Source organism: Candidatus Zixiibacteriota bacterium, from assembly GCA_040756055.1.
Taxonomy (GTDB): domain Bacteria; phylum Zixibacteria; class MSB-5A5; order GN15; family FEB-12.
Genome location: JBFLZR010000002.1, coordinates 24,730 through 48,621, shown reverse-complemented (window position 1 = coordinate 48,621; position 23,892 = coordinate 24,730). Strand labels below are relative to the sequence as shown.

Annotated in this window: 22 protein-coding genes; 19 read left to right on the top strand and 3 right to left on the bottom strand. The window is 52.3% G+C overall.

Annotation, left to right across the window (positions count from 1 at the left end; all coding sequences use genetic code 11):
• Positions 1 to 11: 11 nt before the first annotated feature.
• The 3 genes from AB1483_03530 to AB1483_03520 are packed head-to-tail and all read right to left on the bottom strand — an operon-like array spanning position 12 to position 3,451.
• Entirely contained in the window at positions 12 to 1,196 is a 1,185-nt protein-coding gene (locus AB1483_03530) for a hypothetical protein (GenBank protein MEW6411526.1), read from the bottom strand.
• Between the two features lie 15 nt (positions 1,197 to 1,211).
• Positions 1,212 to 1,550: a VOC family protein gene (locus AB1483_03525; GenBank protein ID MEW6411525.1), complete on the bottom strand. Its 339-nt coding sequence runs from the start codon at positions 1,548 to 1,550 to the stop codon at positions 1,212 to 1,214.
• Positions 1,551 to 1,561: 11 nt separating this feature from the next.
• Complete coding sequence (locus AB1483_03520; GenBank protein MEW6411524.1) at positions 1,562 to 3,451, bottom strand: nitrite reductase; 1,890 nt, start codon at positions 3,449 to 3,451, stop codon at positions 1,562 to 1,564.
• 324 nt (positions 3,452 to 3,775) lie between these two features.
• Here AB1483_03520 and iorA point away from each other — a divergent pair, with 324 nt between their 5' ends.
• From iorA to AB1483_03425, 19 genes are all read left to right on the top strand, one after another.
• Complete coding sequence (gene iorA, locus AB1483_03515; protein MEW6411523.1) at positions 3,776 to 5,557, top strand: indolepyruvate ferredoxin oxidoreductase subunit alpha; 1,782 nt, start codon at positions 3,776 to 3,778, stop codon at positions 5,555 to 5,557.
• 10 nt (positions 5,558 to 5,567) lie between these two features.
• Positions 5,568 to 6,173 (top strand): indolepyruvate oxidoreductase subunit beta, encoded by a 606-nt coding sequence (locus AB1483_03510; protein ID MEW6411522.1) that lies wholly within the window; start codon positions 5,568 to 5,570, stop codon positions 6,171 to 6,173.
• Positions 6,174 to 6,179: 6 nt separating this feature from the next.
• The gene (buk, locus tag AB1483_03505; GenBank protein MEW6411521.1) at positions 6,180 to 7,247 is read left to right on the top strand and encodes a butyrate kinase; all 1,068 of its coding nucleotides are present in this window, start codon (positions 6,180 to 6,182) and stop codon (positions 7,245 to 7,247) included.
• Between the two features lie 15 nt (positions 7,248 to 7,262).
• Positions 7,263 to 8,225 (top strand): phosphate acyltransferase, encoded by a 963-nt coding sequence (locus tag AB1483_03500; GenBank protein ID MEW6411520.1) that lies wholly within the window; start codon positions 7,263 to 7,265, stop codon positions 8,223 to 8,225.
• Positions 8,226 to 8,227: 2 nt separating this feature from the next.
• Complete coding sequence (locus AB1483_03495; GenBank protein ID MEW6411519.1) at positions 8,228 to 9,184, top strand: phosphate acyltransferase; 957 nt, start codon at positions 8,228 to 8,230, stop codon at positions 9,182 to 9,184.
• Between the two features lie 163 nt (positions 9,185 to 9,347).
• Positions 9,348 to 10,427: a sugar phosphate nucleotidyltransferase gene (locus AB1483_03490; protein ID MEW6411518.1), complete on the top strand. Its 1,080-nt coding sequence runs from the start codon at positions 9,348 to 9,350 to the stop codon at positions 10,425 to 10,427.
• Positions 10,402 to 11,046, top strand: coding sequence for an SPOR domain-containing protein (locus tag AB1483_03485; protein ID MEW6411517.1), 645 nt, complete (start codon positions 10,402 to 10,404; stop codon positions 11,044 to 11,046). The genes AB1483_03490 and AB1483_03485 overlap by 26 nt, the downstream gene beginning before the upstream one ends.
• Entirely contained in the window at positions 11,027 to 11,668 is a 642-nt protein-coding gene (locus AB1483_03480) for an L-threonylcarbamoyladenylate synthase (GenBank protein MEW6411516.1), read from the top strand. Before AB1483_03485 ends, AB1483_03480 begins: the two co-directional genes overlap by 20 nt.
• Positions 11,665 to 12,165, top strand: coding sequence for a low molecular weight protein arginine phosphatase (locus tag AB1483_03475; GenBank protein MEW6411515.1), 501 nt, complete (start codon positions 11,665 to 11,667; stop codon positions 12,163 to 12,165). Before AB1483_03480 ends, AB1483_03475 begins: the two co-directional genes overlap by 4 nt.
• On the top strand, positions 12,149 to 12,991 hold the full coding sequence (locus tag AB1483_03470) for a DUF3108 domain-containing protein (protein MEW6411514.1): 843 nt from the start codon (positions 12,149 to 12,151) through the stop codon (positions 12,989 to 12,991). Before AB1483_03475 ends, AB1483_03470 begins: the two co-directional genes overlap by 17 nt.
• A gap of 61 nt (positions 12,992 to 13,052) precedes the next feature.
• The gene (locus tag AB1483_03465) at positions 13,053 to 13,952 is read left to right on the top strand and encodes a hypothetical protein (GenBank protein MEW6411513.1); all 900 of its coding nucleotides are present in this window, start codon (positions 13,053 to 13,055) and stop codon (positions 13,950 to 13,952) included.
• Between the two features lie 17 nt (positions 13,953 to 13,969).
• A complete protein-coding gene (gene ftcD, locus AB1483_03460) occupies positions 13,970 to 15,469 on the top strand; it encodes a glutamate formimidoyltransferase (GenBank protein MEW6411512.1) in 1,500 nt (499 codons plus the stop codon).
• Positions 15,470 to 16,288 carry a PHP domain-containing protein gene (locus AB1483_03455; GenBank protein MEW6411511.1) on the top strand — a complete coding sequence of 273 codons (819 nt, stop codon included), beginning with the start codon at positions 15,470 to 15,472 and terminating at the stop codon, positions 16,286 to 16,288.
• A gap of 7 nt (positions 16,289 to 16,295) precedes the next feature.
• Positions 16,296 to 18,371 carry an MXAN_6640 family putative metalloprotease gene (locus AB1483_03450; protein MEW6411510.1) on the top strand — a complete coding sequence of 692 codons (2,076 nt, stop codon included), beginning with the start codon at positions 16,296 to 16,298 and terminating at the stop codon, positions 18,369 to 18,371.
• The gene (locus tag AB1483_03445) at positions 18,368 to 18,892 is read left to right on the top strand and encodes a hypothetical protein (protein MEW6411509.1); all 525 of its coding nucleotides are present in this window, start codon (positions 18,368 to 18,370) and stop codon (positions 18,890 to 18,892) included. Before AB1483_03450 ends, AB1483_03445 begins: the two co-directional genes overlap by 4 nt.
• Entirely contained in the window at positions 18,889 to 20,895 is a 2,007-nt protein-coding gene (locus tag AB1483_03440; GenBank protein ID MEW6411508.1) for a hypothetical protein, read from the top strand. Before AB1483_03445 ends, AB1483_03440 begins: the two co-directional genes overlap by 4 nt.
• A 63-nt stretch (positions 20,896 to 20,958) precedes the next feature.
• Positions 20,959 to 21,519, top strand: a complete 561-nt coding sequence (locus AB1483_03435; protein ID MEW6411507.1) for an HDIG domain-containing metalloprotein — start codon at positions 20,959 to 20,961, stop codon at positions 21,517 to 21,519.
• A 3-nt stretch (positions 21,520 to 21,522) separates the two neighbouring features.
• Entirely contained in the window at positions 21,523 to 22,848 is a 1,326-nt protein-coding gene (locus AB1483_03430) for an MFS transporter (protein ID MEW6411506.1), read from the top strand.
• Entirely contained in the window at positions 22,841 to 23,890 is a 1,050-nt protein-coding gene (locus AB1483_03425) for a histidinol-phosphatase (GenBank protein MEW6411505.1), read from the top strand. The genes AB1483_03430 and AB1483_03425 overlap by 8 nt, the downstream gene beginning before the upstream one ends.
• The last annotated feature ends 2 nt before the right edge of the window (positions 23,891 to 23,892 follow it).

Here is a 23,892-nt window from a genome sequence, read left to right as displayed (position 1 = left end):
GCTCAAGGTAACTACGATGCGATCATCAGAATTCTCAAAATAACAAGCGGCACCACCGGCATGAAGTACTTCTCCCATCCCAGGTAAGAAAACGGCATCACCACGAAAAATGCGATTATAGCAAGGCTCAAAAACAGCTCCGTGTCAAAATTATCTTTGCGGTAGCGGGTGACGAGATCCTTCGCCACCCAGATCAAAATCGGTATTGCCAGTAAGAAACAGAGATAAAAGACTCCGTGTACCAGCCTGGCATCCGGCAACACCGTTAGCAGAATTCTATTAAACAACCCCACGGTAGGTATGCCGACATCGACCGACGGTTTCGATGGTCCAATCGGGAAGAACCAATAGTAGGCGGACACAGGCAGTACGAGCAGCCACACTCTCCAGCTCGAATAGAACCGCCGGAAATAGATCACTGCCAGGGGAGAGAGGTAGACGAAAAGTAGACAGATATAAAGGCTCAGGATCGTGGGATGGAAGAAAAAGCCCTGATCGAGATACCGCGCTCGAAGGCTGCTATTTGGACTGGGGCCTCCCCAGAAAAGAAACAACAGGCCACATGGTACGAGCGATAGCGCGCAGGCAAGCAGCATTTTAACCGAGTGATGTTTCTTCACAGTGAGAATCTCGCCTATGTGGAACAAGCCGGTCGCCAGCGCGAGGAAGGCGATGTACTGTCTTGAGAGAAGCGCCAGGGCAAGTGCCACCGCAAATAAAATGAACCGACGCCGCACGTGAGCTATTACCGACAGGATGAGAAACAGGATTGCCATCATATCGGTATAGACGAAAATACTGAAACCGATCATGTAAGGCTGCGCTACCAGCAGGGCGGCGCCAAAGAATATGACGGTTTCATCCCGGACGGTGATGAAGAGCAGGCGGTGGAAAGCAATGTAAGTTATTAGAGCCACTATAAGGGACAGAATCCTTAGATGGAAAAGATCGAAGCCGAATATCCGTCCCCACAAAGCATAGACAACAAAGGGCAGAGGTGTTGACATCTCCTCGTAGTGCCGCAATGTTTCGAGAGAAATCTCTGCGCCGAATTTCTTAATAGTGTTCTGGAAGTGCCATTCGTCGCCCCAGTGTCCCCATTCGGAACGGAAGTAATTTCCGGCCAGAATCACCAGCAGTTCGAAGAGGATCACGAACGTCAAAAACAAAACGAGTGATCTTCGGTAGCGTTTCATGGCACTCAATCTAAGTCAGCTTTTGTCGGGCAGTGATTCTTCCCACACATTAAACATGAAGCCAAAAGGATCGCGCACATAGCATGTCTTGCCCTTACCTTCCCACCGGACTATTTCGCATCCCCTGGCTATCAAATCTTCTTTGGCTGCTTCGAGATTGTCTACGATCAGCTCAAATATCAGCGCCGGCTTATCCCCTTGATCGACAAAAAGTCTCACTGGAGCGGTGTCGAACTCTGCCTGAGGCGCCCCCTTGTCTACCAGGTCCAATCCGATCTCATCACGGTAGAAGGTAATCAGATTCTCGTGGTCGGGGTGCTCCATGGCAAAGCACCTGCTAAACTTGTAACGCATCAATCGTCCCACTACTCAACAGGGTTGACAATAAGCGCTTCGATATCATCTTTACTATAGCCGAGAGCCTCGAAGTCGAGGACGCCCTGCGGGTTGTGGCAGTTCGCGCACGTCAGAGCGCCCTCGCGTCGGATAGCATGGCTGATCTCGAGCGAGGCGTCATTGGGAATCCACCGCGCCTGCACGTTCTTCATCTGTCTGACATCCTCATACGAGTCGATATTCCATCCATCGACAGCCATAAATGACATAAATTTGTCCATCATGTAGTATTTAAACATGAGGCCGTACATCATCGGCATCATGCTTTTTTCCATCTCGGCCGAGGCTGCCTTATCCGGGTCACCCGTGGTGTAGTATGTTGGAAGGTTGTACGGCACGAACATGCCGCCGAACGGACCCATGTTGGCAAGGTCAATGTGCTGTTTGCCGTTGAACTTCTTCATGGCATAGAGTTTCGAAGGCCGCCCGTTCTGCGCTATCGGGCGTATTACGTCTTCGTACCAGGTATCATAGTCGTAATCCTGATATTCCGGCCACACTCTGTTGGCGGTATAGAATTGGTAAAGATTCTCACCGTTGGGATTGTCACCGATAGGGTTACCCAGAAAGGTGGCGTCGCCGTTCCACCACTGATAGACTATGCCTGATCCGGGCATGTTCTCTTTTACGATATCATCATAAATGTAGACTCCGGGGTGTTCTTCGAAGACGGTCCGGTCGAAATCACGCATGGTGGCGTTGTCGGGATGCAGCGACGGTATGTGGCAGGTCTGGCAAGCTATGATATCGGTATGTCCGTTCAGATACTCGGCCAGCTCGGCATCCTCCGCGTGCGGTTGGAGGGTGTGACAGCCCTCGCACTTTATTTCCACATCAGGAAGATCATTAGCCATCATTGTTGTTGTATGGGTTCCTTTGGCGATATAGTGTCCCTCGGTCACATGGCACTCGATGCAGGAGATTCCGGCGGCGGCGTGAACATCCCATGTCGGCGAATAGGGCGTCCCGCGCTTCGAGCCGGGATGGAGCACCCTGGGGCGGTTTGTTCCGGTATTGACCATGCTCTGCATGTACGATGAATCGGCTTCATCGACATAGATATCGCCTCCGAAATTGTGCTGGTGACACCTCAGGCAGGTCTGGGCGGTTGGTGTCGTGACCGACACCGCTGCCCGCATGGATCTATCCTGATCCCATCGTTTCAACCCGTTGGTATCGACAACGACCTGTTTGCGATTCATGTCGTACGCCACCGCGTGACAGATCAGACAATCGATAGCATCTTTCTCCTCGTCAGTGGTGCTGTAAAACGGCATCATCTCACCGAGCGGAGCCTGATACTGCCCGCCTATGTGGCATTGACCGCATCCCTCGGAGAGAGTGTCGCCGTTTTCGAGCGGGACTATCTCAGCCCACGCGGTCATAGCGAATGAGCCTGGCTTCGGGCAGGGGCGATTTATCTTACCCATCGGAAAATCGTCAGCCAGCCTGCCGTTGAAACCGTATACATTCGGATGTTTCATGGTGAAGAACAGGTAGTGCGCCGATGTTGTCAGGTTCTCCATTAAATCCATTTTCTGCTGAACCTGTGTATGGGCGTCGACAAAAGTGATTTCACTGTGGCAGCCAAGGCATGTCTTCGGGCCTTCGTAGGAAAGTATTCCCGCTTCGGCAAATCTCTCGACGTGTTTAAACGACTTCCCGAATCCAGAGTTCAAGGCATCGCCGATCTGCGTCAACTGTTGCTGCGATATGCTTTCTGAGGGGAACTCGATGGCCGCGGGGCGGCTGTCGGCCGGCAACATCATGTGAATTACCGTGGACCAGTTCAACGCGGCCACAACTGCCAGCGCCACGATTAACGCTAATATCCAGAGCAGAATCTTGCGAAGCTTCATACCATCACTCCTCTATCAAACCGGACTGTTTTAGCTTTATCGGTGTAACTCAATAAACGAAATCGTAATCTTATAGACAAGTACTAAACCGGAGGGTTTAGCCTGAGTCGGCGAGCGCTGCGTGGTGTGCCGGGCAGTCGGCTAAGGTTAGAGGTGCGCCTCCGGGAAAAAAGCTCTTGCCCCACTCTGGCCAAAGCGTTATTATTGTGAAATAATTCACACACCCTTGTGCCTTGAGTGGCTCGCACTCTCCGGCAAACATCAAGGGAGTACTGGCATACCGCTATAAGTGGATATAACGCATTAGAATAAAGTGGGACGCTGATGAAAGAATTGCTTTCTGGAAATGAAGCGGTGGCACGGGGTGCCTATGAGGCCGGTGTGAAACTGGCCGCCTCCTATCCCGGGACACCGTCAACCGAAATTCTCGAGACTATTGCCGCTCGACACCGTTCGATTTACGCGCAATGGTCTCCCAATGAAAAAGTGGCATACGAGGTCGGTATCGGTGCATCGCTCGGCGGCGCCAGGGCACTGGTGACCATGAAGCACGTCGGTCTCAACGTCGCCGCCGATCCGTTCATGACGCAAGCCTACACCGGTGTCAATGGAGGGTTCGTCATCGTCTCGGCCGATGATCCGGAGATGCACTCCTCCCAGAACGAACAGGATAACCGCTTCTACGCGCGCTTCGCGCAGATTCCGCTTTTGGAACCGTCCGACAGCCAGGAGTGCAAAGACATGATTGTCACCGCGTACGAGTTATCCGAGGTCTTCGATACACCGGTCATGCTTCGACTGACCACCCGCATATCACACTCCAAAGGCGTGGTCGAACTGGGCGATCCGGCGCAGGGACCTGATAAGAAGTTCGTCAAGGAACCATCGAAATACGTCATGATTCCCTCCAACGCTCGTGTTCGTCATGTCGTCGTGAGGGAACGTCTGCAAAAGCTGCGGCAATTTACCGAGGAAACCCCCCTGAATTATGTGGAGAACAATGGTTCGAAGATTGGAATCATCACGGGCGGTGTGTCCTATCACTACGCCAAGGAGGTTGCTCCCGATTTCGATTATTTGAAGCTCGGGTTCACTTATCCGCTTCCGCTGAAGAAGATAGCGGAGTTTGTTGATACTCACGAGAAAGTGATTGTAATCGAAGAACTCGAACCGTTTTGCGAGGAACAGATCAAGGCCGCGGGCATCAAAGTGGCCGGAAAGGAATATTTCGGTCATCTCGGTGAACTCTCACCGCACCGGGTTGCCGAGGGGCTTAAGAAAGCGGGTGTTGTTGACAAGATACTTGTTTCGGATATCGAGCCTGAGAAGGGCATGTTCCCGCGCCCGCCTGTTCTGTGTCCCGGCTGCCCTCACAGGGGAGCCTTCATGGCGCTGAGAAAGCTTGGAGTAGCGGTTACAGGCGATATCGGATGCTACACTCTCGGCGTTCTGCAGCCGCTTAACGCCATCGATAGCTGTATTTGCATGGGTGCGTCTATCGGCAACGCCATTGGCATGGAAAAGGTCCAGGGCTATGAGAAGGGAACGGTTGCCGTTATCGGTGATTCCACTTTCCTGCACTCAGGAATCACCGGCCTTGTCGATGCTGTCTACAACAACAGCAATGTCACGGTTATGATTCTGGACAACAGCGTTACGGCAATGACCGGCGGTCAGGAGCATCCTTCCACCGGGCGGACCCTGATGGGAGAGAAAGCGGGCGTGATTAATATCGAGACTCTGGTACAGGCGCTCGGCATCAAGAATTACCGCAGGGTCGACCCTTATGATTACGATGGCATTCTCAACATCATTAAAGAGGAAATGGCCAACCCCGGACCATCGGTAATTCACACCAACCGTCCCTGTGTCCTCATGCCAAAACGGATAATGGATGAACCCTATACTGTAGACCTTGAGCTCTGTAACGGCTGCTCGGCCTGTTTCCGTATCTCGTGTCCGGCTATTGCCGCCGCCAAAGAAACCAATGAACACGGCCGTCCGAAGGCGGTGATCGACGATACCCTGTGTACCGGCTGTACCCTGTGCGCGCAGATTTGTCCGACCGAGGCTATCGTACTTAAGAGCCAGATGGTGAAAGGGTAGGTGAAGGATCATGAAAGAAAAAGACAACTACAGCATATTGATTGTCGGTGTCGGCGGACAGGGTGTTCTGCTCGCATCGGAGATAATAACCGAGGTCGCGATGGGCGCCGGTCTCGATGTCAAGAAGTCAGAGGTTCATGGTATGGCCCAGCGCGGTGGAATCGTCAGCTCGCACGTCCGTATCGCTCCCAGGGTCTACTCACCGACTATTGGTTACGGTCAGGCCGACATTATTGTCGCCTTCGAGCAGGCCGAGGGACTTCGCGCCATGGACTGGATGAAAAAGGATGGTGTCGCTATCGCATCGATGACGCGGCTTGTGCCCGCAATCGTGACATCTTCGAAGCAGTTCTCTTATCCGGATGATTCGATCGATGAGATGAAAAAGAAGGCTGACCGTGTTATCGGCGTGCCGGCTGATAAAATCGCCATGGAACTCGGCAACCCGCGTCTGGTAAACACCATTCTGATGGGCGTGATGTCAAATTATCTGCCGTTCGACAGCGAACTGTGGCTTGATGTTATCCGTAAGAAAGTGAAACCGAAGTTTGTTGATGTAAACGTTGAGGCTTTCAACCGGGGACGTCAGATTCAGCTGAGTACGGCGAAAGGATAACAGGCTATGCCGACGAAGATGCTGATAATCAATCCCGGATCTACTTCGACCAAGGTCGCGCTTTTCGATGGAGAAAAGAAACTTGCCGAAGAGGTAGTTCGACACGACGGCGCCGAACTTGGCCGGTTTGACAATGTCGCCGACCAGTTCGATTACCGCATGACCATGATCGATAAATGGATCGACTCGCTGGCCGGTGAGGCTGCCAACCTGGCTGCTGTGGTCGGCCGCGGAGCGCCGCTCAAACCTCTCGAGGGAGGCTCCTACGAAATCAGCGATGAGATGCTCGATGATCTCAAAAAGATGAAGTATTCGAATCATGCCTCGAACCTCGGCGCCATTATCGCGCGTCACCTGGGAGAGAAGTACGGCGTGCCGTCGCTCATTTCGGATCCCATCACGGTTGACAATTTCACTGATATCGCCAGGATCAGCGGAGTGCCGGAGATTGAACGCAAGTGCCGGGTTCATGCTCTAAATATCAAAGAAGTTTGTCGGCGCGAAGCGAAGAAGCTTGGCAAACGGCTTGACGAAGTCAATTTCGTCGCGGTCCATATGGGCGGAGGAGTCTCCGTTGCCGCGCTGGAAAAAGGCAGGGTAATCGATGTCAACGACGCGCTTCTGGGCATGGGGCCGTTCTCTCCGGACCGTGCCGGCGCGGTCCCGATCGGTGGATTGGTCAAGTTGTGTTACAGCGGGAAGTTTACGGAAAAAGAGATGATCGACAAACTGTCGAAAAAATCGGGACTGGTCGCTTATCTGGGGTCTTCGGATTTACGCGAAGTTGAGAAGATGATCGACTCGGGAGACGACAAAGCGAAGCTTTACTTCGATGCCATGGCATATCAAATCGCCAAAGAAATCGGGGTGGCCGCGGTCGCTCTGAAAGGCAGCTTCGAATCTATCGTGCTTACCGGTGGCATGGCCAACTCGCAGCGTTTGGTGGACGAGATCTCCGCCTATGTGTCGTTTCTGGGTAAGGTGGCCGTGGTATCGGGCGAGTTCGAGATGGAAGCGTTGGCCGCGGCCGGTGTGCGTTTTCTCACCGGACAGGAGAAATTGAAAAGGTATTAGACGAAAAGAGCTTATATGACAACTAAACCTATTCATTCGTCGGATGATTTGATCGAACACGCGGTTGCCATCGCCCACCAGGGACGCAAGCCGACTGTGGCTGCGGCCGCAGCGCAGGATGTTGATGTCATCGGAGCAATGTCGCAGGCGGCGTCCGATGGATTTCTCGACGGGATCCTGGTCGGTGACAGGCAGGCGATAACCAGGATGGCATCGGACGGTGGCATAGATATCGGTCATCTTGAAGTCATCGACGAAAAAGATGTTACCAAAGCGGCACACAGGGCAGCGGAACTGGCTTCAAAAGGACAGGCACAGGCGATCATGAAAGGCTTTCTGCCGACGTCCGCGCTACTCAAAGTGGTGCTTGACAAGCAGTATAGTCTGCGCGGCAAAAATACGCTGTCGCATTGCGCCGTGCTCGATATACCCGGATATCACAAATTGCTTAACCTGACCGATGGTGGAATGGTGGTCAAACCGGATCAAGAACAGAAATTACAGATTCTGGAAAACGCCGTGCTTGTTGGCAGAGCACTCGGTTTGTCGCCCGTCAAGATTGCAGTCTCGGGCGCGCACGACAAGCCATCGGCCAAACTGGCGCACACCATATCAGACATGGATTACATTATCCCTCGAGCCATGAAGAAGCTCAAAGATATAGCGATTCAGGGGCCGCTGCCGTTCGATCTGGCAACATCGAAGGCCGCCGCTGATCCAAAACAGGCCGAAGGTATGGTCGTGGGAGATGCCGATATCTACCTGGTTGATTCTATCGAGGAATGCAACATCGTGGCGAAATCCCTGATCCAGTTCGCCGAAGCTGTCTTCGCCGGCGTAATCGTGGGGGCCAGGGTTCCAGTTTCGCTCGTATCTCGCACCGATACCATGAAAAACAAGAAAGCGTCACTTGCGCTGGCCTGTGTGCTGTCGGATTATTACAGCAGTCACGGTGTTACGGAAAAAGGGGAGAACTGATTATGAGTGATAAGAATTTTACAATCCCCGAGGTTCATACTTTCGACCATATCATTCAGCGGGCAAAAGATAAAATCGCCGATGATCGGAAACCACGTTGCGCACTGGTCGTACCATCGGAGGGCAAGTCCCTCGAAGCTTTCTGTCGGGCGACAGACGCCGGACTCATCGAGCCGTTCATCGTCGGTGATGAGAAACTTGCCCGCAAGAAAGCGACATCAGCCGGGTTGGACATTGGCTCAGCCCGCTTCATTGATATCAACGAACCTGATCTGGCAGTGCAGGCTTCGCTCAAAATGGCAATGACCGGCGAAATTGACGCGTTCGTATTGGGGCGCTACTCTGCCGTGGAGTTGCTTGCTCTGATGCTGGATAAATCGGGTGGCTTTGTCGGTAAGGGGAGAACACTTTCGCATCTGGCAGCGATTAAACCTTCACGATACAAAAAGCTTCTGTTTCTGACAGACGCCGCCGTGAATATGGAGCCGGATCTGAAAATCAAACTGGCGCTGATAGACAATGCTGTCAAGGTCGCCAAGATTGTGGGTGTGGATATGCCCAGAGTTGCGGTGATCGCGGCGGTGGAGGTCATTTATCCTCAGATGCCGGTGACGATGGACGCGGCCGTTATCTCCAAAATGGCTGACCGCAAGCAGATAAAGGGCGCTTATGTTGACGGTCCGCTGTCTTTTGATATTGCTGTGGATATGTTCGCGGCCCAATCCAAGGGTATCACCGATTCGAAGGTGGCCGGACAGGCCGATATTCTGCTCGCCCCGAACATAGAAACAGCTAACGGCATTTATAAAGCGATGAGCCTTTACGGAAAATCGCAGTTGGGCGGGGTGATCTATGGCGGAAAGGTCCCAGCCGTCGTAAGCTCGTACTCGGACTCGGTCGAAACCCGTTTTCACTCTATTGTCCTGGCCAGTCTTGTGGCGTCATCGAAAGAGGGCTAAGTTTCTGTAAGAAGGCCAATAATGTCAGTATTGAGCGGACCGCAACAGGGTGGTCCGTTTCCTATTTTTTCCATAATACCTGTCGGGGTGATTCTTTTCTTGACTCAAAAGTTTAAGTCAATTATTATCAGCAGATTACGAGAATTTAACGAAGGAGCCGGAATTGGTCTACGGAGTCATATTAGCGGGTGGAAAGGGTGAACGTTTCTGGCCGCTGTCCCGTGCCGAGCGACCCAAACAGTTTCTGAGATTGACATCGGAGAAGACGATGCTCGAAGAGACTATCAGCAGAGTATTGCCTCTAATACCGCATGAGAATATCCGAATTGTCACCGGCGAGTCCATGACGCGTTTCATCAATGACAATGTGAAGGACCTTAACGGCGGACATCTGTTGTGTGAGCCGATGGGACGCAACACCTGTGTAGCAATCGGGTTGGCCGCCGTTCATCTGCTGCATCAGGACAAAGAGGCGGTGATGGTAACGTTATCCGCCGATCATTTGATAAGACCCGCCGAAAAGTTGCTCAAGATTATCGAGGCCGGTACGGCTATCGCGGCTGCCGAAGATTGCTTGATTACGATTGGTGTCGTCCCCACGCGTCCGGAAACCGCCTATGGGTACATCAAATTGGGCAACATGTACAAACACGAAGGCGAATACGTTTTTTACAAAGTTGCGGCTTTCACCGAGAAGCCCAAGCTGGCCGTGGCGCACGAATACTATTACAGCCATGACTATCTCTGGAACAGCGGTATGTTCATCTGGTCGGCCAAAAGCATTCTGAAGGCGATATCGGAGCATCAACCGGACCTCGGCAGACTTCTCGATGAATACTCCAAACATATCGGCACCAAAGGCGAAGCCGACGCTTGCCTGCGGATGTATGAGCGGGCCACCGCGATTTCGATAGATTTCGCCGTGCTGGAGAAAGCCGGGAACGTCTTGACTGTCAAAGCCGACATTTTATGGGATGATATTGGAGGCTGGAATGCGTTGGCGCGGTATAAGAATGTAGACTCGGATCGCAACGTGATTATTGGTGATGCCGTGACACAGGAATCCTATGAGACCATCATTTACAATGATGCCGAGGGTATTATTGCCTGTCTGGGAGTCTCCGACCTCGTGGTTGTCAGGTCGAAAGACATAACCCTGGTGGTACACCGCACCAAGGCCGACCAGATCAAACAGATTCTGGCGAGATTGGACGAGAATGAAAAAACGCATCGTTATTTATAGACCGGTCGCAATATCGCTGGCCATATTGCTGTTGGTCGGATGCATAGTGAAAAAGGAGGTCGCCGAAGAAGAGAAAGAGCGACCTTCGGTAGCGGTGTCTGACCCCCGCGGATTCGATCCGCTTGAGTTGCCGGAGGATCACGAAGTGGTGCCGGTAACGCACCCGAGATCCGCTGATATCGCGGGCCAGAGCGCGTTTGTTCAGGCCGATGCTACCACGGATACTTCTTATCAACAACCCGATGTCACGGCGGGAAGCATCGACACCCTGAACAACCAGGCGTTTCGAATACAGATTTTTACGAGCAAGGTTTATGGGGACGCCAGGTTTTCGGTAAAAGTGGCCGAAGAGATTTTTGACCGTCCGATTTTTCTCGATTATGAAGTGCCTTATTACAAGGTCAGAGTCGGCAATTTCAGTGATCGGGAGAAGGCGGAAGATTACATGATGAGGGTCAAGGAGGCGGGTTATACCGATGCCTGGGTCGTTGCCGTAACGGTACGTGTTAATGAGGCCACACCGCTTTATGAGGACTTGCTGACGCCTCAGCCGATAGATTCATTGCCGGCCGTTGAAGAACCGAAAGGTGTGATTGGAAATGATGAGCCCGAGAATTGACGCTGTTGAATATGCTGTCCCGGATGCAGGCGTAGTGGCTAAGGCGGCCGCCGTGCTGAAGGATGGCGGACTGGTCGTCGCGCCGACAGAGACTCGCTACGGTCTTCTGGCGCGTGCCGATCAGCCTTCGGCTGTCTCGAGGCTTTATAGCATCAAAGGCCGGCCGGTGAAGCTTCCGACAGCGATATTTGTGCGCGACCAGCGTGATATTTCGTCCTATGCTGTTTTTAACCCGGCGGCGAAGCGGTTGGCGGAGAGATTTCTGCCCGGTCCGCTCACACTGGTTTTGGAAGCCACGCATGATCTCGGCGAACCGCTGGTGGTGGATGGCAAAATCGGCATCAGGCTTTCATCGGCGCCGTTTATCAAAGCCCTGCTCAAGGAAGTTGCGTTTCCCGTAACGGCCACCTCGGCCAACCTGTCGGGGACTGAGGATCTCGATACGGTGGATGAAATCGCCAGGGCGTTCGGCGGCAAGGTGGATTTGTACATTGACGTCGGTGTGCTGGATAACACCGTGTCAACGGTTGTCGATGTCAGTCAGGAACAGGCCGTAATTCTCCGTGAGGGAGCCATAGCCGCGGATGATATCCAGCAGATACTGAAGAGTCAATTGATATGAGCGACGTTTTCACGATACTGTTTGTCTGTACCGGCAATACCTGCCGTTCACCCATGGCCGAGGGGGCTCTCAGGATGCTTCTTGATAAGAAACGGCCCGGCAAGTTTGAAGTTGTCTCCGCGGGTACGGCTGCCGCGACGGGTTTCCCGGCCACGATGTATGCCAACGAAGCCTCAAAGATATGGGAGGTTGACCTGTCCCAACATTTATCACGTCCGTTAAGCTCGACCCTGATTGACAGGGCGGACCTGATATTTGCCATGACCCCCGAACACTACCGTGAGATTATCCGGCTGAAAAGAAACGCGGAAAGCAAAACATATCTGTTTAAGAACTTTCCCGATGGGGGCGCGGACGGCGAGGGTGTGGTTGACCCGATCGGACAGTCGCTCGATCGATACAATGAGACGTTCCTTGAGATAGGGGAACATCTCGGCAAGATTCTCGATGAGATTGTAAAAAGGATTGATGAGAAGGTCGGTGGAAATCAGATCTAAAATACCGGGTGTGATAGTGTCGGTCATCGCCGTTATCGGCTTGGTCCCACTGTTTTACTTTCTCTTAATAGAGATAGGTATCGCCAGAGCGGCTTCGCAGGATAGTGTCCAGCAGACCGAAGCCTACGGCTCTATAGACCGCTATGTCGAGAACGTGGCTTTCGGTGTCAATGAGAAATTTGATTTCGATATCAACTATGGATTCATAAATGCCGGTAACGCCACGATGGAAGTCGCCCGGCTTATTGAGTACAACGGCCGTCCCTGTTACCAAATTGTCACCAGGGCCTATTCCAACAGTTTCTTTTCCAACTTCTTCCAGGTCGCCGACAGCGTGGAGTCCATAATCGATGCCCTCGGCATATTCTCCTGGCGCTTCGAGAAGAAGCTTAGAGAGGGAAATTATCGCTCCGACAAGCAGTACAGTTTCGACCAGCGCAACAATGTTGTCTTTTTTGAAAAAGACACCATAGAAGTCAGTCCTTACATCCAGGACGCTCTTTCCGTGCTTTACTATGTACGCACCAGGGAGCTCGAGGTGGGCAAATCGATTTTCGTGGATAATTTTACGGACGGAAAGATGTACCCTCTGGAGGTCAAGGTACTGAAGAAGGAGCAGATTACTGTCGATGCGGGCACTTTCGATTGCGTGGTGGTGGAACCGCTTTTGCAGTCTGTCGGCGTGTTTAAACACGAAGGACAGTTGACAGTATGGTTAACCGATGACCGCCTCAAAATGCCTGTTTTGATGAAGTCGAAAGTTCTGGTTGGCTCCATTTCCGCTGAGCTGACCGATTACCAATTGGGTGATCTCGAAGTTTTTTAGTATGCCTCAGAAAAGACCCAAAATTCAGCCTATCGACCTCAATAAGGTCAAGCAGTATTCAATGGCGTTACGCAAGAACAGGACTACCGTGAATTCTTTCGGACGGCCCTTAAAGGGCCTGTCAGGTTCTGATTTTCTTCAGTCGCTGCCCAGGATGCTGAAGGCTGCCGATTTCAACGAATTTATCGATCTGGTCATAAAGGCGCGAAAGAAGGGCCGTCCGTTTCACCTTCTTTTGGGCGCTCATACCATTAAAGTGGGACTCTCACCGGTCATTATAGATCTTATGAAGCGGCGTCTGGTGACCGGGCTTTCTTTCAATGGAGCCGGGCTTATCCATGACCTTGAGTTGGCCTTTTTCGGAGGAACGTCGGAAGATGTTCAGGCGGGACTTCAGGACGGCTCATTCGGCATGGTGAAAGAGACGGGGGAGATGATAGCTTCGATCGGGGATATCGCCTCGGATGAAAATCTCGGTCTCGGCCAGGCCGGCGGGCAATTTATTTCGACCCGCAAGGCGAAATACGCGAGGTACTCGCTTTTCGCGTCGGCATACAAGCTCGGTCTTCCGGTCACCGTCCACATGGGAATTGGTACTGATATAATCTCGCAGCAACCGACCTTCAACGCTGCGCATCTTGGCGAGGCGTCTCACGTGGATTTCCGGGTTCTGGCAAATATCTGCACGGAAATAAACAAAGGTGGCGTGGTAGCCAATATCGGGTCAGCGGTCATTCTTCCAGAGGTCTTTCTCAAAGCGCTGACTGTGGCCCGCAATATCAGCAAGGGCAAAAATCAGCTGACCACTGCCAACTTTGACATGATCATGCATTATCGTCCCAAAGTTAACATTGTCGACCGTCCCACTCACAAGGCAGGGACCGGTTTTAATTTCGTTGGCCACCATGAGATAATGATTCCATTGCTGGCATGGGGTCTGAAAAGAAAATACAAGTCTTAATCATTCCGGAGAAAAACATGCCTAAGCTAATTGAATGTGTTCCTAATTTTTCCGAAGGCCGTCGTCCCGAGGTTATCGACGCTATCTGTGAAGCGATAACTTCGGTCGACGGAGTCGTCCTGCTTGACAAGGAAATGGATCGTGACCATAATCGCGCTGTGGTAACCTTCGTCTCTCACCCGGATAACGCCGTCGAGGCGGCCTTCCGCGGTTATCAGAAGGCAGCCGAATTGATCGATATGACCACTCATAAAGGCGAGCATCCCCGCATGGGCGCCTGCGATGTTTGCCCGTTCATTCCGATTTCAGACGTCTCCATCGAAGACGCTATCGAGCTGGCTAACAAGCTCGGCAAGAGGGTCGGCGAGGAACTTCAGATTCCCGTGTATCTTTACGAAGACGCCGCTACTTCATCGAAGCGCAAGAACCTGGCCAATGTTCGCCAGGGAGAGTACGAAGGTATCCGCGACAGCATCGAGACCGACAAATCCCGCAAGCCGGACTACGGCCCCTCCAAAATGAACCTTAAAGCCGGTTCCACCGCTATCGGGGTGCGCTTCCCGCTGGTGGCGTTCAACGTCTACCTCGACACCAATAAGAAATGGATTGCCGATAATATCGCCGACGCGGTAAGGTCATTAAAGGGCGGCTACCGCTACGTTAAGGCTCTGGGCTTCGAAATCAAAGAACGCGACCAGGTTCAGATTTCGATGAACCTTGTCGAGTACACCAAAACTCCGATCTTCCGCGTTTTTGAGACGATAAAATCCGAAGCGGCTCGATATGGGGTTAACGTAACTTCTTCCGAAGTCATCGGGCTGGTCCCCAATGACGCCCTGGTGGCGGTCAGCGATTTCTATCTTCGTCTCGAGAACTTCTCCAAGGCCCAGATTCTCGAGGAGAAGCTCAAAGCCGCAAGTTCGGTCTCCGGTGCGGCAAAAGAGACTTTTTACGATGAAGTAGCGTCTTCATCTCCAGCTCCCGGAGGCGGTTCGGTGGCGGCTTCAGCCGGCGTTCTGTCGGCCGCCCTTTCAGCAATGGTCTGCCGTCTGACGGTCGGCAAGAAAAAATATGCCGATGTCAAAGATGAACTGTCCGAGATACGTGATAAGTGTGATGCCCTGAGGGCGGAGCTTACTACATTAATCGAGACTGACAAAGAGGCTTTCAACAAGGTGATGGAAGCCTTCAAGACAAAAGATGATGCCATCATAGAAGAGGCCAACAAAGGGGCCGCTTCCGTGCCGCTCACGGTGATGAAGAAAGCCCTGGAAGTCATGAAGCTCACGGAAATCGTCGCCAACAAAGGCAACGAAAATTCAATCAGCGATGCCGGTGTGGCCGGCCTGATGGGTATGGTGGCTATTGAAGGCGCCGGGTACAACGTCAAAATAAACCTCACCTCAATCAGCGATAAAGAGTTCGTCAGCAAAATGAAGGGCGAAGCCAACGAAATCATTAAAGAAGGTCAGCAGATAGCTCAGAGGATTAAAAAACGGGTAGAAAGCAAACTGTAGATGAAGCGGTATGTTGACTTACATCTCCACACATGCTACTCTGACGGCGCGAGTCAACCGGAAGAGTTGCTGGAGCTTGTGAGAAACAGCCGCATACAGGCCTTTTCCGTCACTGACCATGATACCCTTCAGGGCTTTCGGGCCATCAGAAAGCTGATGGACAAAGATGACCCGGAACTGATAACGGGCGTTGAACTTTCCGTAACGGTGGATGACGCCGACATGCACCTTCTGGCCTATATGTTCGACCCGGACAATTCACAGTTGCGGCAGGCTCTTGATGATTTCCAGAGCCACCGGAGCCGGCGAGGAAAATTGATGGTGGAAAAACTCAATGAGCTTGGTGTCGACATTACCTTCGACGATGTACTGAAGCAGTCGCACGGCACGGTTGTCGGTCGTCCCCATGTAGCGAAAGCCATTTTCCAGCGCGGAGCCACGAATACCTATGAGGAGGCATTCGTCAAGTATATAGGCAATGATGGTCCGGCTTATGTGCCAAAGGTGAATTTCACTCCGCAGAGAGCTATGGAGCTTATTCATCAGGCCGATGGTCTGGCGGTTCTGGCTCACCCCGGGATAGGCGACAAAGACAAATATCTTGATATGCTGATTGGTTTTGGACTTGACGGTGTTGAGGCGTACCATCCATCGCACCAGCAATCCCAGGTGGATCGTTATCGCCATCTGGCCGACAGGCACCGTCTGCTCGTTACCGGAGGTTCGGATTTCCACGGGCTGAACGCCCGGTATGACGCCGTAGGTTCGCAAAAGGTACCTTACGAATGTCTGGAGAAGTTAAAGGAATTGAAAAAGTGAGGCGAGTTTGAAAGTATCCATTATTGTCACCGCTGCTCTCGTCTGTCTGGCGGCCGCTGCCTTTGCCGACCAATTGAGCCGGGAAACGCAGGTTGAGATTATTCAGGCATACATGTATGCTACCGGCCAGATGAGCCGAAGCCAGGCAACATCACTCAGTACGGCCTTTGAGCAAATGGGCGAACTTCCCGTCAAGTGCGGCACGCCCGCAATCAGGGATTTCGTTCTGAATCAGGATAAGCTCGACCCCAACCTTCTCAAGGAACTGGGAACGCAGGCAGCGGAGCGCCCGGCCGGTTTGGATCAATCACTAGTGTCACCGTCAGGGATTTTTCGCGTCCACTACACGACATCGGGCGACAACGCCGTTGCCAGCGGCTACCCCGAATCGGTTGCAGCTATCTTCGACGAAGTCTATTCGCATCTGGTGGACGACCTCGGCTATCCGCCGCCACCGAGTGACGGCTCTTACGACCCCGCCGGACCGGAGTTCGATGTATATTTGGTCAATTTCAGTTTCGCCGTATACGGAATGACCTATTTGGACTCGGTTCATATCGACGGTACCACGGCCAGTAGCAGGGCCACAGCTTTTATGCTGATAGATAATGACTACGCCGAATTCAGTGAATATCAAGACCGCCCGCTCGACGCCGTTAGAGTCACCTGCGCCCACGAATTCTTTCACGTCGTTCAGTACGGCATAGATTTCACCGAAGGCGCTTTCGTCTCTCTCGACACAACTGCCTACCGGAGTGCCTGGATGGAAATGTCGGCGACCTGGATGGAAGAAGAAATGTACGACCAGATCAATGACTATTACTTCTATCTCCCGTTCTTCTTTCGTGAACCCTATGCCTCGATTCGAAGATTCATAAACAGCTTCGACCTCCATCCCTACTCGAGCATGCTCTATCCGCTGTTTCTGTCTGAAAAGTACAGTCCGAATCTAATCAGAGATATCTGGCTTGGCTGCGCTACCCTCGGGATGGGGACCGATGACTTCCTGGAATCAACCGACAATGTCATCAGTACGTATACCGGGGGAGACGAATCTTTTGCCTCTTCGTTCCATGAATTTATGCTGTGGAACTACTATACCGGTTCAAGAGCCCACATGGCTCCTGACGGTATCGGTTATTCCGAGCGAAACAGCTATCTCGAGGAATTTCTGGAACTGCCCGGTGACAGCAACATGGCTGTTCACACCGACTACACGGAGCCGATAAACGTTGGCGAATGGGAGAATATTTTCTCGCCTGACCACAACGGCGCTTTCTATCTGAAATTGAATGGCCTGCAGAACCTTGTTCCGGATACCACTTACTGGGCATGTCTTGATGGAACATTCCCGGCCTGTAATGATTCCGTTCAGGTTGACGGACCCCCCGGTGATTATGACATTGTGCACGTCGACTCGGTATTTACCATCACGGTTGATCTTGATTCGGATTTTCCTTACGATTGGGGATTCAATACCGTTTTTCAGTTGCAGGAGAATATCGACTCCACCGTTGTTGCTGAATCGACCCTTACTACAGCAACGAACCATGAATTTTCTTTCTATATAAGCGACTTGCAGCGATACCGTTCGGCAACCATGATGTTTGCGCCGGCGTCGCCGATCAACGACCTGTATAATCCTTTCAACCTGTTTTTGATAAGCTACTCGGTAGAATCGGAGCGCACCGTCCTTGACTCCACTCGTCTGAACCTGCCGGCCGCTATGTTCACGCCTTATCCGAATCCGGCTGTAGCGAGTGAGTTGGGCGACAACGGAATTAGTTTCAAGTTTCAGGTGCCGACCGACTCGCTGGGGGTTCCTATTTACGGGTACTATACTGACGATCCATACATTGTCTGCGATATTTTCAGCGTTGCCGGCGATCACGTCGGCCGCATCGACGAGATCGCTGATTCCGATCCTGAGACTGGCGAGTACTGGATTGAATGGAACCTTCGAAACGCCTCCGGCAAAGAGGTTGCCTCCGGCGTCTACATAGCGGTAGCGCAGCTTTTCGCGAGCCGAGACGATAAGGTTCTTTTGACCGAAGAAAAAACAAAGGTCCTTGTGATCAGATGAGTTTAAGGCTGCGGCTGATACCCCGGATAGCGCTGTTCTCAGCGCTTATTTATGTGCTGTCGTGGGGTTTGTCATACCTGCCTAATGTCAACCTGATATTCTTTATAGTTTTTCTGGCGGGGGTGATGTGGGGCGTTGGTCCGGGGCTTCTCGTTGGAGCGATGGGGATGGCCCTCTGGACAATCCTCAATCCGTTCGGTCCTGCCGCGCCGCCGATTATGGTCGCTCAAGTTGCCGGGACGTCTCTCAGCGGATTGGTGGGGGCATTCTTCCACCGTCTGGGATATGTGGAACTTGCCGGAAGGAAGCTTACCTACGCTCTTATCATCAGCGCGACTGCTTGCACGTTTTTGTTCTACCTGCCGGTGAATATTGTCGATGCCTGGGTGTTCAGGCCGTTCTGGCCCCGGTTCGTGGCGGGCATGCTGTGGTCGCTGATATCACTGGTAACTAACATGATCATCTTTTCATTGTTGTTCCGGCCGGCCCGATTTGTGTATAACAGGGAGAGGGCCGCATGAAACGCATTCTGATTTTAATGTCATCGCTTATTGTTGTCTCCGGCATTGCCGCGCAGGAGGAAGATACCTTGTACGTCCCCCCGGTCCAAGAGGCCTTGCCGCTGGACTCAACTATGGCAGACAGTCTGATTATGACTGACAGCCTGACAGGCGCCCAGAAGTCCATCCTCGAATTCCAGCAGAAGCGCGAAGATTTTCAGGAGAGCCGCAAGGAGCGAAAGCCATCGATTGTCTTTTTCGATAGCGTTCTCACCTACTTTACGACTCCGAGGCTCGATCTGCGCGATGAAGTGGACCGCTCGTTTTATCACGATGCCGGTGACTACTTTCGTTTCAACCCATCATACACGGTTCGTGATTACAGTGCGACACCAATGCGCAAGACCGTTCAGCCTTTCGGTCTGACCGGTAACCGCCTCAATGTGGTCGCCAATCGACTGGCGCTCTCACCGTTTGAGCATGTTGTCCAGCCCGATGGAATGATAGATTTCAACGATATTCCCATGGAGCTTGATCATCACATATATATATTGCCCGGCCCTGCCGGTCAGTTATTCGGGGGCGACCAGGCAATCGCGACGATGGTGACATTACCCGAAGAGCCGGACACCTATACGCCCGAGAGCGCTTTCATGGTCGACCAGGGATCGTTCGATTACAACTATGTGCGGGGGAAATATTCGAAGAAGTTCATTTCAGGCAGAGACCTTGATCTGTCAATTGGGTATCGCAATACCTCCGGTCTCATCCCCGCCGGCAGGGACGATCAATACCAATACACCGGCCGACTGTTTCAGCCGCTGGGCATCGATTATGGCATCAGATTTTCCGGGCAGCTTTACAGTCGTGGCGGACTCTTCCGCGTGAAGCCCGAAGAAGCGGGCGCCGTTCTCGAACGCAACCGTATTGACCGCAAGGCGCAGATCGCTCTGGAGAAACACAACCCCGAACACACCGTTCGAACGGAAATCGGTTACAGCTATCTCAAGCAGGGGTCAAACATAGATGGTACCTACAAAGGCAGGTTCGACATAAACGGAGATGGCTTGTTTTTGGTTCGTGAGTGGTCCTCCGGCAATTCGATCTTTACCGCCGAAATCGAGGGGGACAGGAAGATTTTCAAGGATGGCTTCGATGAATTCGATCGCAACGGGGGAAAGGCCACTATTCGCGTGGCGCGATTGAACCCCGGTTTGCGCTGGGCGATGATCGGCGGCGTCGAAAAGGTCCAAGGTTTCAGCGCCATGCCGTCGGCATCGCTGATGCTTTTCTCCGACAACGAGAAATCATTTTTTCTGCTATCGGCCGGGTATCACGAACGCGCTCCATCGCTTCACGAATTGAATCTGCGTTATCAGCGGGCCTCGCTTAGCTCCTCTGAGGCGGATGATTACGCCGATACGGGCAATAAGGATCTCGTAAAGGAGAGACAGGTTGTCGGTAGCGCTATGATGGAACTCGGCGGTGTCTCCACCAGTGCACGCCTGACTGTCACCGCCGGGCGAGTATTTAACGGCATCGACTGGATCACGACTGAACTCAGGGATTCCGTGTTTGTCAGCTACACCTTGTTTTCTCCCGCAAATATCAATTTTGACTTTCTCGATGTCTGCCTTCAGCAAAGGCTCCGTCTGGGCGATGCCCTGCGATTGACGGCGGGCGGGGCGTATCATCGCATTGAATATGAACGGTTCGAGCAGAGACCATACCAGCCCGAATACGAGGCTTTTGCCGGTGCGGAGCTTCATCAGTTCTGGCCGCAGAGGAATATTCACCTCTATGCCTATGCCGAAGTTGTCTATACCGGAGAATATATCGGCTACGAAGAGCCCGATCTTGGTAATGCCGCTGTGATCAACACGAAACTTTCTTTCAGAATAAAAGACTTCCGTTTTCACTGGGTGCAACAGAACGCTCTGAGTAAAGTATATTCTCCGCGCGACTACTTTGTGAACCCCGGCCGCTACAGCTATTTCGGAATCACCTGGCATTTTCTCAATTGAAGCGGACGACCGACCGTCAAGATGCTCCTTGACTTAAGGAGCGAATCTGGATTTATTCGAGATATGTCGCAACTAACACTGACGCGAGACGAAGCCTATCAACTGGTCGAAAAGAAGATAGGCGTCAATAACCTCTTGAAGCACATATTGGCCGTCGAAGCGGGCATGCGCAAACTCGCTGAACATATGGGTGAAGATGTTGAGTACTGGGGGCTGACCGGTTTGCTGCACGACTTGGATTATAACCAGACCAAAGACGACGCCTCCAATCACACCTACATCACCGAGGAGTGGCTCAAAGAGTACGATTTGCCGGATGATATGATCTATGCCATTCACGCTCATCCGGGTCATGTGCCGTGCCGATCCAAACTGGATTGGGCTCTCTATTCGGTCGATCCGACCACGGGATTTATCGTCGCCTGCGCCCTGATGCATCCGGATAAGAAGATTGCCTCGGTCGATGGCGAGTTCATGCTCCGCCGATTCAAAGAAAAACGGTTCGCCGCCGGCGCCACCCGGGAAAATATGGCAGCCTGTTCCAACCTGGGTCTGGAATTGGAACAGTTCATGCTCCTCGTTCGTGATGGCATGTTGACTATTTCAGATACACTTGGTTTATAGTTGATGGATAATGCGACCTCCCTGTGGAGAAAAGATATAGTCGGCTGGACTCTCTATGATTTCGCCAACACTATCTACTCCATGAACATCGTCTCGCTTTACCTCAAGCGGTATATCGTCGAAGATCTCGGTAAGGACGACCGCTTTTTTGATATCCCGTTTTCGATATCTATGGTCATTGCCGCTTTGCTCTTACCGGCGCTTGGAGCCGTTTCCGATCATTCCAGCAAAAAGAAGATATTTCTGTTTTTGTTCACGCTGACGTGTTGCATGGCGGTGGGATTAATGGCCGCGGTGCCGCCTCAGGCCGTACTTGTGGTCGTGATACTTTTTATTATCGCCAATTTCGCCTACGAAGCCGGACAGCCGTTTTACAACGCTCTGTTGTACTCGGTGGCGGAAGGGAAGAGGGCGCGATTCGTCTCTGGCATAGGCGTCGCACTGGGCTATGTGGGTTCGGTCGCGGGTATGGTCGTGGGTCTGGCGTTCGTGACGGGGAATATTTTTTCTTTCGATGTCCCGCTTATTGAAGGTGGAGGGAAGACCGGTTCGTTCGTGCCGACCGCCGTTCTCTTTTTCCTTTTCGCCCTGCCGCTCTTCTGGTGGGTGCGCGAAGCGCCCATAACCAAACCGGGAAAAGTGAATCTGAGAAAGGCGTATCGGGAGGTGTGGGAAGGTATAACGGCTACGAAAAAATATCCCGGCGTCCTGCGCTTTCTGATAGCCGATTATTTCTTCGAAGACGCTGCTACCACCGTTATCATTAATATTGGTCTTTACTGCTCCATTGTCATCGGCTTCGCTGAGACGGATATCACGCGATTTCTGATTGTCTCCACCGTTTCAGCCGTGGCCGGCTCCTTTCTGATTGGCAAGATTGCGCAGAAGTGGTCCCTCAAAAAGTTGCTGCGCTCGATCGTAATCGGCTGGGTAGTATCCTTGATGGCCTTTGTCTTTCTGGATTATCCCGTGGTTACCTGGATCCTCGGCTCATTTGTCGGTATACTTCTCGGGGGACTCTGGACAACATCGCGTCCAATGCTGGCCGAACTCGTGCCCCGCGAGGAACTGGGGAAATTTTTCGGTTTGTTCTCGCTTTCCGGCCGCGCCGCGGCCATCATAGGCCCGCTTATCTGGACCGCTGTCGTGTACTATTTTTATGCCGATAGATATCTTGGGAGAACGGCAATCGAGTGGCTCAATATCCAGCCATCCGACTATATCAAACTGCCTTACAAGATTGCCGTATTATCACTGAGTTTGATGATGCTGTTCGGTCTATATATATTCAGGAAAGTACCCGACACTCACGGGAGCGACAATGCCTAAGAAAATCGGCGACTGGTACGTTTACACCGGGGCCATACATATTCACACGACCGAATCTGATGGAACCAAGTCTCTTGAAGAGGTTGTCTCTATCGGCCGCAGGGCAGGACTTGAGTTCATGATGTTCGCCGACCACATGAACCTAAATAATCGTGAGAACGGCCTCGAGGGTTTCTATGGCGACACTCTCGTTGCTGTCGGTTATGAACACAATGACCAGAACGATCATCATCACTATCTGCTGTTTGATTCGCCCGGCGTCTACCCGAAGCATATGACGGCCGCTGAGTATGTGGCAGCGGGCGCCAAAGATGGCGCCCTGGGTATTCTGGCGCACCCCGATGAAATCAGGACCGCTCTGAGAGAACATCCCGCCTACCCGTGGACTGATTGGTCGGTCGACGGGTTTGTCGGAATCGAGCTGTGGAACCAGATGTCGGAATGGATGGAAAAGCTCACCCGCTACAACAAGCTCCTTATGTCGCTGTCGCCTCGCAAATCGATGGCCGGACCGACCGAACGAATTCTCAAGACGTGGGATGAACTCAACATGAATCGCAAAGTAGTCGGTATAGCCGGAGTCGATGCCCATGCTTTTCCAGTCAAAGTCGGTCCGTTCACGGTCGAGATATTCCCGTATAAAGTACACTTCAGATGCTTGAGAACTCACATCATTATGGCCGATAGGTTCTCCGATGATTTCGATACGGCGAAGCGGCAACTCTATGATGCCATCCGCGACTGCCGTCTGTATTTCTCGAACATGCGGTGGGGAGCGGCGGATGACTTTGAATTTTATCTTCAATCCGGTTCGGAAAAAGTAACCTGTGGTGGGACGTTGACTTCACCCAATGGCGCTCGCCTGATTGTGAACCTGCCCTCAACGGCCGACCTCAGGCTCGTTCACAACGGAGAGACCATAGTTCAGGCTGATACCGATGCTCTGGATTTCAGCGAGATTAGAAAGGGAATCTACCGTGTTGAAGCCTGGAAAGGCAGCCGGGGGTGGATTTTCTCCAATCACATCCGTGTTGACATGTAACA

Bases quoted from the DNA above. Each gene is read 5' to 3' on its own strand.
- AB1483_03495 (MEW6411519.1), top strand. From the start codon at position 8,228: ATGAGTGATAAGAATTTTACAATCCCCGAGGTTCATACTTTCGACCAT.
- iorA (MEW6411523.1), top strand. From the start codon at position 3,776: ATGAAAGAATTGCTTTCTGGAAATGAAGCGGTGGCACGGGGTGCCTAT.
- AB1483_03530 (MEW6411526.1), bottom strand. From the start codon at position 1,196: ATGAAACGCTACCGAAGATCACTCGTTTTGTTTTTGACGTTCGTGATC.
- AB1483_03435 (MEW6411507.1), top strand. From the start codon at position 20,959: ATGTCGCAACTAACACTGACGCGAGACGAAGCCTATCAACTGGTCGAA.
- AB1483_03430 (MEW6411506.1), top strand. From the start codon at position 21,523: ATGGATAATGCGACCTCCCTGTGGAGAAAAGATATAGTCGGCTGGACT.
- AB1483_03525 (MEW6411525.1), bottom strand. From the start codon at position 1,550: ATGCGTTACAAGTTTAGCAGGTGCTTTGCCATGGAGCACCCCGACCAC.
- AB1483_03520 (MEW6411524.1), bottom strand. From the start codon at position 3,451: ATGAAGCTTCGCAAGATTCTGCTCTGGATATTAGCGTTAATCGTGGCG.
- AB1483_03500 (MEW6411520.1), top strand. From the start codon at position 7,263: ATGACAACTAAACCTATTCATTCGTCGGATGATTTGATCGAACACGCG.
- AB1483_03475 (MEW6411515.1), top strand. From the start codon at position 11,665: ATGAGCGACGTTTTCACGATACTGTTTGTCTGTACCGGCAATACCTGC.
- AB1483_03445 (MEW6411509.1), top strand. From the start codon at position 18,368: ATGAGTTTAAGGCTGCGGCTGATACCCCGGATAGCGCTGTTCTCAGCG.
- ftcD (MEW6411512.1), top strand. From the start codon at position 13,970: ATGCCTAAGCTAATTGAATGTGTTCCTAATTTTTCCGAAGGCCGTCGT.
- AB1483_03485 (MEW6411517.1), top strand. From the start codon at position 10,402: ATGAAAAAACGCATCGTTATTTATAGACCGGTCGCAATATCGCTGGCC.
- AB1483_03480 (MEW6411516.1), top strand. From the start codon at position 11,027: ATGATGAGCCCGAGAATTGACGCTGTTGAATATGCTGTCCCGGATGCA.
- AB1483_03465 (MEW6411513.1), top strand. From the start codon at position 13,053: ATGGCGTTACGCAAGAACAGGACTACCGTGAATTCTTTCGGACGGCCC.
- buk (MEW6411521.1), top strand. From the start codon at position 6,180: ATGCCGACGAAGATGCTGATAATCAATCCCGGATCTACTTCGACCAAG.
- AB1483_03425 (MEW6411505.1), top strand. From the start codon at position 22,841: ATGCCTAAGAAAATCGGCGACTGGTACGTTTACACCGGGGCCATACAT.
- AB1483_03440 (MEW6411508.1), top strand. From the start codon at position 18,889: ATGAAACGCATTCTGATTTTAATGTCATCGCTTATTGTTGTCTCCGGC.
- AB1483_03455 (MEW6411511.1), top strand. From the start codon at position 15,470: ATGAAGCGGTATGTTGACTTACATCTCCACACATGCTACTCTGACGGC.
- AB1483_03510 (MEW6411522.1), top strand. From the start codon at position 5,568: ATGAAAGAAAAAGACAACTACAGCATATTGATTGTCGGTGTCGGCGGA.